We start from the raw sequence: 13,887 nt of genomic DNA on the forward strand, positions 1-13,887 counted from the left end.
AGGGCACACGTCCGCGCCCGGCCAGTTCCGCCTCGACCTTGGCAACTGCCTCGCCAATGGCAGGGCGCTCCTCAAAGGGCAGGCGTTTTTCCACCCGCACGTTGATAAGCTTCTGCGGGAATGGCTTGAGCCTGCCTGCCAGTTCGGAGAGAGGCTTGTCCTTCTCGCGCATGATGCGCAGAATTTGCAGGGCCGCCAGCAGGCCATCGCCAGTGGTGCTGTACTTGTGGAAAATAAGGTGGCCCGACTGCTCGCCGCCCAGCATGGCGCCTTCGCGCCGCATGGCTTCCATAACGTAGCGGTCGCCCACCTTGGTGCGCAGCAGTGAACCTCCGTGATCCTTCATAAAAATTTCCAGGGCCATGTTGCTCATGGCGGTTGCCACAAGCAGATTGCCCGGCAGTTCGCCCCTGGCCATCATGGCTTGGGCGCACATGGCCATGAGCTGGTCGCCGTCAATGATGTCGCCGTGTTCGTCCACAACAATGAGGCGGTCGGCGTCGCCGTCCAGCGCAAGGCCCACATCGGCCCGAACTTCGCGCACCTTGGCGGCCACCACTTCGGGATAGAGCGAGCCACAGTGCTCGTTGATGTTGGTGCCGTCAGGGCTTGTGCCGATGCGGAAAACTTCGGCTCCCAGTTCTTCAAGAGCCAGAGGGGCAACTTTGTAGCTGGCGCCGTTGGCGCAGTCAACCACAATGCGCAGGCCCGAAAGCGTCAGTTGGGGAGGGAAACAACTTTTGGTGTAAACAATATAGCGCCCCCCGGCGTCTTCAATCTTGGTGGCGCGGCCAACGCCGCGCGCTTCCGGATAGGGCCATTTATAGTCCGAATCCAGCACCATGGCCGATATTTCGTCTTCGGTCAGGTCGGGGAGCTTGTAACCATCGGCATCAAAAAATTTGATGCCGTTGTCGTGAAAGGGGTTGTGCGAGGCGGAAATAACCACCCCAAGGTCGGCCCGCATGCTGCGGGTGAGAAAGGATATGGCCGGAGTGGGCAGCGGGCCGGTCATGATCACATGCATGCCGGCGGCGCACAGGCCGGAAGTGAGCGCAGATTCAAACATGTAGCCTGAAAGGCGCGTATCCTTGCCGATGACCACCTTGTGCTGGTGGTCGCCGCGCCGAAAGCGCACACCCGCCGCCAGACCAAGTCGCAGGGCTACATCCACGGTCATGGGATAATTGTTGACCGTGCCGCGCAGTCCGTCTGTGCCGAAAAGACGCTCAGCCATGAAAACTCCTTACCTCTAATTCTTTTGCAGCGCGCGGATGCGTTGCAGCATGGGCGCTGTTGCTGGGTTTTGTCGTATCTGCCGTGCCGACCGCAAGGGCAAGACGCGGGTGCGCTCCGCTCAGGCCGCCTGATGCGGCTGTTGAAGGGCGGTGCTTATTTCTTTTTTCTTGTTACCGTAACTTCTTCCGTAACCGGGTTCAAGAGAGTCATTCCTTCCGGCAGTTTGAAGTGCAGGGGCGTTTTAACGCTCTCTCCCGGCTGGATCTCCGGCGTGACGAAAGAAACTTCCATCTCGCCAAGGTAACGGCTGTTCTTTGCCAGAGCTTCGGGCACCTCCACCAGCACGGCAATTTCATCGGGGTTAACCGTATAGGCCAGGCGGCTTTCCTTGGCAATTTCCACCTTGCAGCGGCGCGAGATGACGGTGCGCCCGCTGGTGATGGTGTACTGCACCTTGACGGAAGGCGGCGTGGCCGTGACCATGCCCGGAGTGTCCAGGGTGATGGTCTGCTGGGTTGTTGTGCCCGCCGCCTTGGGATCAAGCATGATGGTCAGCGGCACGCTGGCAATGGCGGAGATAACAGATTCCGGGCCGCGCAAAACCACCGTGGCCGGGGTCACGCTGACGTTTTCCACCGTCAGGGCGCCGCTGCGCAGGGGCGAATCCACAACCGCCTTAACAGGGACGCTGCGCTCCTGCACGGTGTCGGCCTTGACCACGATTCGCGGGGGCTGCACATCAATGAGTTCAAAAGCGCGGAAACGCGCGCCAAGATGCTCCGCCGAGAGCGGAACCACGGTTGTGCCTTTTTTGATGGAAGAAAGATCCACTGCCTGGATGATCTTGCGTTGGGTAACAGAACGCAGCAGGGTTTCCGGCCCGCGCAGACGCACAACAGCCTTGTTGATGAGGCCGTCAGTCACCACAAGATTGGCGGGGATGCCAAAGTAATCGAGGTTTACTTCAATCTGCGCTTCCAGCCTGTCGCGAACGCTGACCATGTACCACATGCTCACGGCGATAAAGATCGCCAGCAGCATGGAAAGCAGATGCGGGGGGCGGCGCGAGGGATCAGAGGATTTCATTAAGCACCTGCCTGAGGCGGGTAGCGTCAAGGGCGCGCATCAGCTCATCCTTGAGGGCCACGGAAATTTCGCCTCTTTCTTCAGAAACAACAATGACCAGAGCATCACTTTCGCGGGCAATGCCCAACGCCGCGCGGTGTCGCGTGCCAAAGTTCTGCCCCTTGGCTTCGGCCAGCGGCAGAATGCAGGCCGCGGCGGTGATTCTGCCTCGGCTGATGACCACGGCACCATCGTGAAGGGGGGCCTTGGGGTAGAAAATATTCATGAGCAGCTGGCGTGAAAGCTGCGCGTCAATGCGCACGCCTTCGCGCTTTATCATGTCGCCAAGGCGCATGCTGCGCTCAATAACGATCAGTGCGCCCACACGCAGCCGGGCCATTTCTACACAGGCCGTCACCACTTCTTCCACGCCGATATTCTTTATGCTGGATCGACGAAAAATAGGCCGTGCGCCCATCTCCCCCAGGGCCTGACGGATGTCGGACTGAAAAATAACGACTATGAGGATGAACAGGGAACTGAAGATGTGCTGCAACAGCCAGGTAAGCGTGTACAGGCCGAGAGCATTTGAAAAGAAATACAGCAGCGTAAGCAGGCCCAGCCCGGTAAGGACTGTCAGCGCCCGCGAGCCCCGCAGCATCTGGATAACCTGGTACAGCAGAATGCTGACCACGGCTATGTCCATTATATCGCGCCAGTCTATGGCAATATGGTCAAACACGGTGTGTTCCTTGCAGCAAAGTGTATCGGGCAACCGCAGCGCTGTCAGCCATGGGCTTTGGCGCGTTCCTTGTCTTGGTACATGGCAGTGTCCGCGCAGGAGAGCAGCGCATCCACTGTGAGGGCCGCATCAGGGTACACTGCACTGCCCATGCTGAACGTGATCGGCCCCGGTATGTTCAGCTCGGGCAGACCATTAGCAAGGTCGGCGCACATTTGGTCAAAGGCGGCTTTGTCCCTCTCCTGAGCTGGTGGTCCGTTGAGCAGCAACACAAATTCATCGCCGCCCATGCGCCCCAAAATATGCGTCACCGGGGCATGCGTGCGAACAACCTCTGCGAAGAGTTGCAATACTCGGTCGCCCGCCTCATGTCCATAGGTGTCGTTAATGCCTTTAAAATTATTTAAATCGACGTAATATATGGTGAAATTTTTTGTCGTTGGTGAGGCTATGCGCCTTTGAAGTTCTTCAAAGAGCCCACGCCTGTTAAGCGCACCCGTGAGGGCGTCCCTGTACGCGATGGCCTCAAGATAAGTACGAATTTCTGTAAGATCATGATTTCTTTGAACAAGAGTTGCGAGGAAGAGGCTGAGAAAAACGCTCATGCCCACATAGAGCCATGATTCCAGCGATCTGTACCACGCAACGCCTGCCGACATGCGGATCAACCAGTGAGCGTTAAGAATTGTCACAGGCATGTCTATGCTGCCAGCGTCTTTTTCTGAATCCGCGCTGCCAGCAATAAGCAACGCACCACCTTTATGGGGGGATGCGCGCCAAAGGCCAAAATCAATATCCATGCTGTCCAGCAGGTAAAGATCCGAGGCATTCAACACATCAGGAAAACGCAGCAGTATTGCTGCGATACCCCAATATTGAGGACGGCCGGAAGCATCAGGGAGGAATATGGAAAGTCGCCCCACCAAAGCCGCATCCCCATTGGGCAGCAGTACCGGCCCGGCCAGGGTCAGCGGTGCGCCGTGTCGGGCCGTGATTGCCTCGTGGCAGCCCAGATTGCCGTCAAGCATATCCCGGCCCACCAGCAGGCTGTTGGCAGGCGTATATGGGTACACCTTGTCTATGGTGCCGCCGGGAGCGAGCACAAAGGCCTGAATGGTATCTTCATCGCGCAGGGCAGCGGCAACGCGCTCGAATTCCTGAATGCTCCCGCTTTTGTCGATGACAAGCGCGTTCAGGGTTTCCGTTTTGAATACTAGGCGCAACAGATCATTTTGGAGGTTATCACGCTGTGAGCGGGCGATGCTCTCAAGTTTGACACGTTCAATCTGCTGCTTGCGGTCAACCAAAACCCATGTCAAAAGTAAGTTGAAGGCCAACGTGATGAGCAGCATTCCAGTGAATGGGCGCGTTGAAAAAGTTCGCACCATACCGGCAGACTCGCAATCGTTGACGGTTTGAATCCCTAGTTGGCCTCAAGAGCCAGAGCAACAGTCATGGCCTGACGGGCCGCGACAACATCATGCACCCTGTGCCAGAACACACCCTTGCCGCGCAGCACCGCCGTGGCCGTGGCTGTTGCCAGGCCGCGTTCCTGCGGCGGCAGGCCCAGAAGCCCGCCAAAAACGGATTTCATGGACAGCGCCATGAGCACGGGCCGCCCGAGCGCAAGCCAGTCTTCCGGGTGGGCCAAAAGGGCAAGGTTGTGCTCAAGCGTCTTGCCAAAGCCGATGCCGGGGTCAAGCACAATGCGATCTTCCGGCAGGCCCGCCCGCACCAGACGCGACATCTCACGTTCAAAAAATTCCAGCACCTCGCGGCGCACATCAGTGTAGCGCGGGTCGTGCTGCATGGTCTGCGGGCGGCCTTGACTGTGCATCAGCACATAGCCGGGCTTGTACTGCACGAGCACATCCAGCAGGGCGGGGTCAAAGGCGCAGGCCGAGATATCGTTGATGATGGCAGCCCCCATGTCCAGCACAGCAGCAGCCGTGGTGGCATGGTAGGTATCCACGGATATTACGGCTCCGGGAGCAGATTGGCGCAGTCCTATCAGAACCGGCATCAGGCGCTCGGTTTCCTGCTGGGGGGGCAGCTCTGCGGCTCCGGGGCGTGAGGATTCCGCGCCAAGGTCAAGAATGTCTGCACCCTGGTTGCGCAAGTTCAGCGCGTGGTTGAGGCCCGGTGCCGGGGCGTTGTGGCGGCCCCCGTCATAAAAGGAATCCGGGGTCAGATTCACAATGCCCATGACGCCAAAGGGGGAGGGCGTCTTTAACGCCCGCCCCCCAAGAATATGCCAGTCTGCGCCCCTGGAAAGGGCGGCCGGGCAAATGCTATCGGTCATTTTCTTTACTGTTGTTCCGGGTGTTCTCTGCTTCGGATTGCTTGGATTCCGCCTGTTCCGATTGCTGCTCCGGCTTCTGTTCCGTCTTCTGATCTGGGGCCTGAGCATCCGTATCCGGTTCAATCACAAATTCAGCACCAGATTTGGCAGCCTTGCCACCCTTGGCGGCAGTGCCGGCGGGTACGGGTTTGCCGTTGCTGTCGAGCGGGGGCAGTTCCTTGTTGTCCATGAGCAGGTCAAGATCATCGCCAGTGATGGTTTCGCGATCAAGAAGGGCCTGGGCAATGCGGTGCAGGGCATCCAGATTTTCTTCAAGCAGCTTGCGGCAGCGGCTGTGCGCGTCTTCCACAATGCGCTTCACTTCCGAATCCACAAGCCGTGCCGTGTCTTCGCTGAAGTTCTTGTTCTGCACCCATTCGCGGCCAATAAAAACTTCTTCGCCGGTTTCGCCGATAGCCAGCGTACCCACAGCTTCGCTCATGCCCCACTCGCAGACCATCTTGCGGGCCATGCGGGTGACGCGTTCAATGTCGTTGGAGGCGCCGGTGGTGATGTCGTCAAAAATAATTTCTTCCGCCACGCGGCCACCCAGCAGCACCACCAGATTATTACGCAGGAAGGAGCGCGAATAGCCGTGGCGGTCTTCTTCCGGCAGCTGCATGGTCACGCCCAGGGCGCGGCCGCGCGGAATGATCGTAACCTTGTGCACCGGGTCGGAACCGGGCAGCAGGCGGGCAGCCAGCGCGTGGCCGCCTTCGTGATAGGCGGTGATGCGCTTTTCTTCCTCGGAGAGGATAAGACTACGGCGTTCGCGGCCCATGAGGACCTTGTCCTTGGCATACTCGAAATCATGCATGTCCAGGCGGTCCTGATTGAGCTTGGCGGCCTGAAGGGCAGCTTCGTTGACCAGGTTTTCAAGGTCAGCGCCAGAAAAGCCCGGTGTACCGCGAGCCAGCACTTCCAGATCAACATCGCCCGCAAGAGGCGTGCGTTTGGTGTGCACTTCAAGGATGCGGCGGCGGCCACGCAGATCGGGCGTGGGCACCATCACCTGACGGTCAAAGCGGCCGGGACGCAGCAGGGCGGGATCAAGCACATCGGGGCGGTTGGTGGCGGCAATGAGGATAACGCCCTCATTGCTTTCAAAGCCGTCCATTTCCACGAGCAGCTGGTTCAGGGTCTGCTCGCGTTCATCATGCCCGCCGCCAAGGCCAGCGCCACGCTGGCGGCCAACGGCGTCAATTTCGTCAATAAATATCAGACAGGGCGCGTTTTTTTTGCCCTGAACAAAAAGGTCGCGAACGCGCGAAGCGCCCACGCCCACAAACATTTCAACAAAGTCGGAGCCGGAAATGGAAAAGAACGGTACCCCGGCCTCGCCAGCAACGGCGCGTGCCAGAAGTGTTTTACCCGTGCCGGGAGGGCCCACAAGAAGTACGCCCTTGGGGATGCGACCGCCAAGGCGGGTAAACTTTTTGGGGTTGGAGAGAAATTCCACGACCTCCGAAAGTTCGTCCTTGGCTTCGTCAACGCCAGCCACATCAGCAAAGGTAACGCGTGTGCTGTCCTGATTCAGCAGGCGAGCGCGCGACCGGCCAAAGCTCATGGCCTTGCCGCCACCGCTCTGCATCTGGCGCATAAAGAAAATCCACACGCCCACAAGCAAAAGCATGGGGAACCAGGAAACCAGCAGGGTCATGTACCAGGGCTGTTCTTCCGGCGGTTCGGCCTTGATTTCAACCTTTTTTTCAATAAGGCGGTTTACGAGGCCGATGTCCTGCGGAGCATAGGACTGCACGGTCTTTCCGTCAGAGGTGCGCCCGATGAGGGTGTGCCCCTGAATGGTCACGGACATGAGCTGGCCGTTGTCCACCTGACTGAGAAAATCTGAGTAGGGCACCCGCTGGGTGATCCCCTGCGGTTGCTGGAACATATTGAAAAGCATGACCATCGCCAGGACGATTATCGCCCACAGCATCAGGTTGCGACTTATCTGATTCAACACTGCCTCCGTTACGTTTTCCGCGCGCGGTGGCGCACGGCCAGGCCGGATATATGGCCAGCACAGTTAAGAAATTACTACCTGTATGTGTCTGGTGTCAAATGTTTGTGGGCATTTGCAGCTCAGGCGACAGGGGTTTCGGCTGCGCTTTTCATGTTCATAATAATGCGCAAAATACACTTGGCAATGGAGGTTTGACGTTCAGGAGTCAAAACAGCATGCCGGGGGGTGCCAGTTGCGCATGGTCAAACTGTGCTGCGGGCCTCGCTGCCTGAGCGGTGCAGCAAAGGGCGAATGGGTTTGCCCTCTTGCGGGCAAGGGGCTTTTGCCCTATGGTGCGCCCATGCGGAGACGTTTCGTCACCGGTGTGGCGCCCGGTCTTCAAAACCGGTGGCAGGCCTTGCGGTCTGTGGTAGGTTCGACCCCTATACGTCTCCGCCATTCAAGCTCTTTTCGCCAGGCTCGTTTGGCTTGACGTCTTTTGCAGACTGATATTTTAGTCCCCCGGTTTGACCCGGGGGATTTTTTTTTGCTCGGCGGGCAGCCTGTTATCAGCCAGGCCCGCGGCTATTTTTCAGTTTTTTTCTTGTGGCTTGAGCGCAGGTGCAGGCGCATGGGGGCATGCGTGATGCCAAATATTTTGCGCAACGCGCGTTCAAGATAGCGGGTATAGCTTTCAGGAACACGGGTGGCGTCGCTCACAAAGCACACAAAGGTTGGCGGCGCGGTTTCCGCCTGGGTCAGGTAGAAGAACTTGGCACGTACGCGTTTGACCACTGGCGGCTGATGCTTGTCGAGCACTTCTTCCATGGCGCGGTTGAGCTTGCCGGTAGAAATGCGCACGCTGCATTCTTCGTGAATCTGGGTTGCCAGGGGCAGGATTTTTTTCAGGCCGGTTCCCTTGAGGGCGGAAACATTCAGAATCGGCACATGCGGGCAGAAGGCCAGCATTTCGGCCACGTTCTTTTTGAGCCTGTCCAGCGAGTCGCGGGGGGCCAGATCGCACTTGTTGATAAGCACCATAAAGGGGGTTTTGCGTGTGTTCAGCATGTCCATGAGGCGCTTGTCCTGCTGGCTCACGCCTTCGGCGGCGTCCAGGGTCAGCAGTGTCACGTCGGCCTTGGTGCTCGATTTGATGGCCGAGTTGACGGAGTACTTTTCCAGACTGTCGCTGATCTTGGTGCGGCGGCGTACACCCGCAGTGTCCACAAACACGTAGTCGCGCCCACCGCTCGCAAAGCGCACATCAACGCTGTCGCGCGTGGTGCCCGCCACATCGGAAACAATCATGCGGTCACTGCGGGAAATGGCGTTGATAAGCGACGACTTGCCCGCATTGGGGCGGCCAAGCATGGCCAGCTTGAGGGTCGGGGGCGCGGGGGGCTCGGTGGAGGTTTCTTCCGGCAGCAGGGCTACCAGTTCTTCCACCAGAGCGGTGATGTTGTGCCCGTGCTCGGCGGAAACCGCCAGCAGCGGGAAGCCCAGAACATGAAATTCGGCCATGAGTTCATCTTCGCGCTCCACGCCGTCAACCTTGTTGACAACGCAGATGGTGGGCAGGCCCTTGCGGCGCACATGGGCCGCAAGATGCTCGTCCAGAGGCAGCAGGCCGTCACGCGAATCCACCACAAAGGCCACGGCAGAGGCATCAACCAGCGCCGCCTCGGTTTGCGCAAGAATATCGCGCTCAAAGCCGCGAATGCCTTCGGGGCCTTCCACCACGGCGGAGTGGGCGTCAAGGGTGATGCCGCCCGTGTCAACGATGCCGAAAACGGGGGTGTCCTTGCGGCGCACCACGCCGTCCATGCGGTCGCGGGTCACGCCGGGGCGGTCATGGGTGATGGCCCGATTGCTGCGGATAAGCCTGTTGAACAGGGTGGATTTGCCCACATTGGGGCGACCCACCAGAATGACGCGGGGCAATGTATCTGCCATGAGAATACCTTAGTGTACGCCTGGGATTTGCCAGGCGAGATTGCAAGCGTGAAGCGGAGTGCGCCGCCATGCGGTCATGCGCTCCGATGAAAAGAAAGCGCCCGGAGCATATGCTCTCTGAGGCGTCTGGCGTGTAATGCCGCGCAGGCCGCGCGGCAGCCAGGACAGTTGGGTTTTGAGACTGCTTTACTGGCGTAAAAATTTATTTTTAGCACTTTGTTCCGTCAAAGGGAAGACCCCGCATCCGTCCCCGTGTTCCGGGGCTGTCATGGCTGCGACAGGCTCTGGCATCTGCTCAAGGGCATGCGCGCCAGACCACGGCGGCAGGCATGAAAACACGTGCCCGCAGGGCATTGTTACGCGCAGGGCATGCAGCATCAGGCTTTCCGGCTCCGGCGCGGAATTCTCAGTTGAACTCATGCGGGCCGGGGCCGGGAGGGCGTAGGCCCCGCGCGGCACATGACGGCGCGTGGGCGCAGCCTGCCCGTACTTGGTATCGCCAATCACAGGATGCCCCACGGTGGCAAGCTGTACGCGGATCTGATGCGTGCGGCCTGTCAGCAGGCGCACAAGCAGCAGGCTTTGCGCTTGCTCCACCCGCAGGGGGCGCACCATGCACAGGGCCTCGCGGCTGTCGGCCTCACCGGGTGCAGCCGTACGCACCTTTTCGTAGCCCTGGGCAGCATCCTTGCGCAGAAAGTGGCGCAGCATCTGGGTTTCGGCAAAGGGCCAGCGGCCTTGCACCCAGACCACATATTCCTTGGCCAGCGTTCCCTCGCGTATGGCTTCCTGAGCATTGGCAAGGGCTTCGTATGAGGCAGCCACCAGCAGTACGCCCGAGGTTTCCTTGTCCAGCCTGTGCACGGGCGTGGGCTTGAAAGGCGCGCTTGCGAAGTAGGCGGCCAGCCGAGAACTGAGGCTGTCGTCATGCCCGGTGCCGGGATGCGTTGGCAGGCCTGCGGGTTTGTTAAAAGCCCACAGGTAGCCGTCTGTGCCGATCATGGGCGGCAGCGGAGGCGAATCAACCGGCTGCGTGTCGAGAGCTGTATCCATCAACGGCTGGAGGGCCGTTTCTGGCGCGCTTTCTTCCGCCATCTTGAAGGCAAAAGGAGGAAGACGAACAATGTCGCCTGTCTGCACGCGGGCAAAGGGCTTGCATCTGCCGCCGTTGATGCGCACCTGTCCGGTGCGCACCCAGCGGTGGAGCAGGGTGGGGGGCAAGTTCAGCCGCCTTTGCAGGAACTGTAACAACTTTTGGCCGCTTTCGGTCTCCTGAACTATCGGCTGTTCCAGCGGCGATTGCCTGCTGATGCCAATGCCAGAGTCCTGGGCCTGCGTAGGGGGAGGGTTCTCTTCCGACATGGAGATACTCTGGCGCAAAGCCAGCCTTGCGTCAAGAGCGGCGGCGCGGCGTGCGGTGGCCTGCCTGCTGTGCGTTACAGATAGCGGCAGTCGTTCATGGAAACCTTGGCAAAGGTGTGGTTTTCAATCCAGTCCCGAACGCGCTGGCGGGTCTCGGCCCTTGTGGTCAGTTTGTTCCGCAGCATGGCTCGGTCCGCCTCCACAATGGCGTTGGCAATGCTGGTCTGCATGTCTTCCGCGCAGGCGGAACCCATGGCCAGTAAGACTGGGGGGCGGTTTAGCTGATTGTTGTGCCTGTTAAAGCGCTGCACGAGCTCATGCAAAATTTCGGCAACTCTCAGACTGTCGCATCCGGGCAGCAGCACGGTGTATTCGTCGCCGCTCATGCGCGCGACGCAGGCTGCGGAATCCAGCCCGCCGCGCAGCAGCAGGGCCGCCTGACAAAGCACGGTATTACCTTCTTCATGCCCGAGGTAATCGTTAATCATTTTTAGTCCGTTGACATCGGCAACGATCACCCCCACGGGTCGAACAGCGTTTTGCTCCAGTTCGTCCACAGCCATGGTAAAAAAGGTTCGGCTGCGCAAACCGGTGAGCGGGTCGTTGCGCACCATGTCTTCAAGATGGGCCCTGTCGGCCTGGCTTGCGCTGATGTCGGTGTGCAGGCCCACCACGCGCGTGGCCTTGCCGCTGGCATCGCGCTGCGTCACGTTGCCACGGCCAAGAATCCAGGCCCATGTGTTGTCTGCCTTGCGCATGCGGTAGGTGCATTCAAAGGTATCGCCGTGGGCGGGCGAAGCAATGATGTCTTTCTGTATGGGCACCACATGGGCGTAATCTTCGGGATGAATTTTTTCTTCCCAGCTGCGTAGCGTTGCGGGGAACGTTTCGTCCGAGTAGCCCAGCATTTCGATGTAGCGGGGGCTGTAGTAGACGGTATTGGTGTTGGCGTCCCAATCCCACAGTCCATCGCCGGAAGCATTGAGCGCCAGCATCAGGCGGGCAGCATCCTGTGTGGAGTGCGGCGTGGCGAGGTGCTGCATGGAAAATCGAGCGGATGGCAAAATCTGCTGCGCCTGTCGCTCCACGGCGCTGATGCAGCCAACCACGTGCTCTGCCTGTCCAGCGCCGTCGCGCGCAAGGGTTATAAGCTGGGTTCGCGCCACAAGACCGTTGATGGGAAAGCATATTTCCATATGCGCCCCGATGTGGCCTTCAAGAAATGTTTGCAACGATTGGCCGAGTATATCCCTTTTATCCTCATGACATGCGCCAAGAAATGCCGCCATGCTGCAATGAGTATTTGCTTCAACGCCAAGCAGCCGCTTGGCCCCAAGGCTGAAGCGGAGGAGGTCTGAGGCAACGCGCCATTCCAGCACGGCATCGGTTGTGTCCGTCTGGATAAGCGGCAGGGGGAGGCTGGGATGGGGTTCGCGCATGGCAATCCTTGGGAGGCCAAGATATGGTGCCAAAAGACAGGAATCTGACGCAGAGCATAAATTGCTGCGCGACACTACTACTGTTCAGGAAATAATGCTACTATCATTTTATATATGCAAATAGATATCAAAGGCGGGAATTATGCGGGGTGCGGCTGAAGGCGAGCCAGCGGGCTACGCCTGCGCTGCTTTACAGATGGACTGGGAAGGCGCAGGCAAAAAAATATTTCATAGCAGATAGCTGAGGGCGTATTGCCCTTGCATTGTTGGAGATTGCCGTCAGCAAACTTGTGTGGGGCTAATGCTCGTGAGGTTCGTTGCCCAGCGGGTGGGCGTGCATATGGGCGTGGGCAGAGGAGGGGGCGCAGGCGCTCAGCCGATTGTTGGCGATGGTGAGGTACTGGGTGGATGTTTGCGCCAGAAAATCCCAGTCATGGGAGATGGTTATGCGCGCCGTGTCCAGACTGCCCAAGATGTCGATGATGCGCTGGCGGGCATCGTTATCAAGGCCGTTGGTGGGTTCGTCAAGCAGCAGCGCCTCGGGCTTCATGGCCATCACAGAAGCCAGGGATACGAGTTTTTTTTCGCCGCCGGAAAGCCGATGGGTAAGGCGGTTTTCAAATCCGGCCAAGCCGAGATCGCGCAGGGTGTCCAGGGCGCAGTCTCTGGCCTCGTCGGCTGAAAAGCCAAGATTCAGCGGGCCAAAGGCCACGTCCTCCAGCACGGTGGGGAAAAAGAGCTGGTCTTCTGCGTGTTGCAGCACAAAGCCCACCTTGCAGCGCAGATCGTAGAAATCCTTTTCGTCCTTGAGGGGAGTGCCGTGAAACAGCACCTGACCCGCCTGAGGCCGCGCGAGGCCCGTGATACAGCGAAAAAGCGTTGTCTTGCCGCTCCCATTGGGTCCATAGAGACCGATACGCTGACCGGGATGCAGCGAAAAATCCACATCGCACAGCACAGTGCGCGGCGAGTTACCCTGCCCGTAAGCAAAGCAGATGCCCTCAAGGCTGAAAATGGCTGCATCGTGATGGTGGTCAGACATTGAGGCCTCCCAGGCATTCAACCGCGATTATCCCCGCCATGCACAACAGCAGGCCCAGTGCGAAAATACAGTCGCCCTTCTGAGCGTGGAATACCGTCACCGATCTGAAATGGCCGGAAAACCCCCGCAATACCATAGCCTCGCGCACCCGCAGCGAGCGCTCGTAACTGCGCACCAGCAACAGGCCCAGCAGGGATGCCATGGTGCGGTAGGTATGCATGCTGGTGCGCGGGCGAAAACCGCGCAACCGTGCCGCCACCAGCAGGGTGTGCCATTCCTGGGCGATGACGTGAACGTATCTGGCTGTGAAAAGAAAGAGGAAAACGAGCTTGGGCGGACAGTGCAGCCGCTCCAGCGCATGGCCGGCGGTTGGGGCGTCCATGGTGGCGACAAGCGCCAGAAAAACGCAGGCAATGGCATTGGACTTGATGCTCACCAGCAGCGCAAGGCGCACGCCTTCGGCGCTGACTGTGAGTATTCCCCAATGCGCCAGTGGGGTTCCCGGCGTGGTCAGGGGTGTTACGCACCACAGAAAAACAATGAAGATATTGATGGCGCCGAGGCGTTGCAGCAGCGCGCGGGCTGGCGGATTGGCCGCCGCCAGCAGCGCCAGACCCAGAGCAAGGGCCATGCCGCAGGCGGTCAGGCTGTGCAGCAGCGATATGCATACCGCAAGCCCCCCCGCGAAGGCCATGCGAACGCGGGGGTCAATACGCTGTATGAGCGATGGGCGAACAAAGGGCTGGTCAAACACTCCCA

At 59.2% G+C, this 13,887-nt stretch carries 11 protein-coding genes and 1 tRNA gene; 1 reads left to right on the top strand and 11 read right to left on the bottom strand.

Annotated elements, in window-relative coordinates; translation table 11 throughout:
* The 6 genes from glmM to ftsH form a co-directional block, all read right to left on the bottom strand.
* On the bottom strand, positions 1-1,237 hold a 1,237-nt coding region (glmM, locus tag QZ383_RS00585; RefSeq protein ID WP_291442174.1), incomplete at its 3' end, for a phosphoglucosamine mutase.
* 155 nt (positions 1,238-1,392) lie between these two features.
* Positions 1,393-2,325: a CdaR family protein gene (locus tag QZ383_RS00590; RefSeq protein WP_291442176.1), complete on the bottom strand. Its 933-nt coding sequence runs from the start codon at positions 2,323-2,325 to the stop codon at positions 1,393-1,395.
* Positions 2,312-3,046, bottom strand: coding sequence for a diadenylate cyclase CdaA (cdaA, locus tag QZ383_RS00595; protein ID WP_291442178.1), 735 nt, complete (start codon positions 3,044-3,046; stop codon positions 2,312-2,314). The genes QZ383_RS00590 and cdaA overlap by 14 nt, the downstream gene beginning before the upstream one ends.
* Before the next feature lie 44 nt (positions 3,047-3,090).
* Positions 3,091-4,434, bottom strand: a complete 1,344-nt coding sequence (locus QZ383_RS00600) for a diguanylate cyclase (RefSeq protein ID WP_291442180.1) — start codon at positions 4,432-4,434, stop codon at positions 3,091-3,093.
* 35 nt (positions 4,435-4,469) lie between these two features.
* Positions 4,470-5,348, bottom strand: coding sequence for a dihydropteroate synthase (folP, locus tag QZ383_RS00605; protein ID WP_291442182.1), 879 nt, complete (start codon positions 5,346-5,348; stop codon positions 4,470-4,472).
* Positions 5,338-7,326 carry an ATP-dependent zinc metalloprotease FtsH gene (gene ftsH / locus QZ383_RS00610; RefSeq protein WP_291442915.1) on the bottom strand — a complete coding sequence of 663 codons (1,989 nt, stop codon included), beginning with the start codon at positions 7,324-7,326 and terminating at the stop codon, positions 5,338-5,340. Before ftsH ends, folP begins: the two co-directional genes overlap by 11 nt.
* Positions 7,327-7,697: 371 nt before the next feature.
* Between ftsH and QZ383_RS00615 the strand changes: the two genes are divergently transcribed.
* Positions 7,698-7,791: transfer RNA gene (locus QZ383_RS00615), tRNA-Sec, on the top strand.
* 126 nt (positions 7,792-7,917) lie between these two features.
* Here the strand turns inward: QZ383_RS00615 and der are convergent.
* The 5 genes from der to cbiQ form a co-directional block, all read right to left on the bottom strand.
* Positions 7,918-9,285, bottom strand: coding sequence for a ribosome biogenesis GTPase Der (gene der / locus QZ383_RS00620; RefSeq protein ID WP_291442184.1), 1,368 nt, complete (start codon positions 9,283-9,285; stop codon positions 7,918-7,920).
* Between the two features lie 186 nt (positions 9,286-9,471).
* Entirely contained in the window at positions 9,472-10,647 is a 1,176-nt protein-coding gene (locus QZ383_RS00625; RefSeq protein ID WP_291442186.1) for an RluA family pseudouridine synthase, read from the bottom strand.
* A 74-nt stretch (positions 10,648-10,721) separates the two neighbouring features.
* Positions 10,722-12,086, bottom strand: coding sequence for a diguanylate cyclase (locus QZ383_RS00630; RefSeq protein ID WP_291442188.1), 1,365 nt, complete (start codon positions 12,084-12,086; stop codon positions 10,722-10,724).
* A 298-nt stretch (positions 12,087-12,384) separates the two neighbouring features.
* Complete coding sequence (locus tag QZ383_RS00635; RefSeq protein WP_291442190.1) at positions 12,385-13,128, bottom strand: ABC transporter ATP-binding protein; 744 nt, start codon at positions 13,126-13,128, stop codon at positions 12,385-12,387.
* Positions 13,121-13,882 carry a cobalt ECF transporter T component CbiQ gene (gene cbiQ, locus QZ383_RS00640; protein WP_291442192.1) on the bottom strand — a complete coding sequence of 254 codons (762 nt, stop codon included), beginning with the start codon at positions 13,880-13,882 and terminating at the stop codon, positions 13,121-13,123. The genes QZ383_RS00635 and cbiQ overlap by 8 nt, the downstream gene beginning before the upstream one ends.
* Positions 13,883-13,887: the final 5 nt, after the last annotated feature.

The organism is Desulfovibrio sp., assembly GCF_019422935.1.
Lineage (GTDB): Bacteria > Desulfobacterota > Desulfovibrionia > Desulfovibrionales > Desulfovibrionaceae > Desulfovibrio.

Bases quoted from the DNA above. Each gene is read 5' to 3' on its own strand.
- QZ383_RS00590 (WP_291442176.1), bottom strand. From the start codon at position 2,325: ATGAAATCCTCTGATCCCTCGCGCCGCCCCCCGCATCTGCTTTCCATG.
- QZ383_RS00600 (WP_291442180.1), bottom strand. From the start codon at position 4,434: ATGGTGCGAACTTTTTCAACGCGCCCATTCACTGGAATGCTGCTCATC.
- folP (WP_291442182.1), bottom strand. From the start codon at position 5,348: ATGACCGATAGCATTTGCCCGGCCGCCCTTTCCAGGGGCGCAGACTGG.
- ftsH (WP_291442915.1), bottom strand. From the start codon at position 7,326: ATGCTGTGGGCGATAATCGTCCTGGCGATGGTCATGCTTTTCAATATG.
- der (WP_291442184.1), bottom strand. From the start codon at position 9,285: ATGGCAGATACATTGCCCCGCGTCATTCTGGTGGGTCGCCCCAATGTG.
- QZ383_RS00625 (WP_291442186.1), bottom strand. From the start codon at position 10,647: ATGTCGGAAGAGAACCCTCCCCCTACGCAGGCCCAGGACTCTGGCATT.
- QZ383_RS00630 (WP_291442188.1), bottom strand. From the start codon at position 12,086: ATGCGCGAACCCCATCCCAGCCTCCCCCTGCCGCTTATCCAGACGGAC.
- QZ383_RS00635 (WP_291442190.1), bottom strand. From the start codon at position 13,128: ATGTCTGACCACCATCACGATGCAGCCATTTTCAGCCTTGAGGGCATC.